Raw genomic sequence first — 308 nt, 5'->3', positions numbered from 1 at the left:
ACAGCAGGTGCGCCGGCACCATGTAGTCCGGCACACTGGCCTTGAGCGCGGCACGCAGGCTGTCGCGCAACGCGCCCTGCTCTTGCGTGCTGTCGGCAGGCACCACGTAGGCCACCAGTTGCTTGCCGCTCGGCCCGTCCTGGGCCAGCACCACCGCTTCCTGCACGCTCGGCAACTCCAGCAGGCGCGCTTCGATCTCGCCCAGCTCGATGCGCAGGCCGCGGATCTTCACCTGATGGTCGATCCGCCCGGCGTAGTCGATCACCCCGTCGGCGCGGTAGCGCGCCAGGTCGCCGGTGCGGTACAGA

At 69.8% G+C, this 308-nt stretch carries 1 protein-coding gene; it reads right to left on the bottom strand.

The features are described from left to right. Nucleotides 1-308 (bottom strand): AMP-binding enzyme (locus ACLEJP_RS25560; protein WP_440810925.1); only part of this gene is annotated, 308 nt, incomplete at both ends.

It is taken from the genome of Pseudomonas sp. SMV7, from assembly GCF_052041995.1.
Classification (GTDB): Bacteria; Pseudomonadota; Gammaproteobacteria; order Pseudomonadales; family Pseudomonadaceae; genus Aquipseudomonas.
This window is presented reverse-complemented; position numbering and strand designations above follow the sequence as displayed.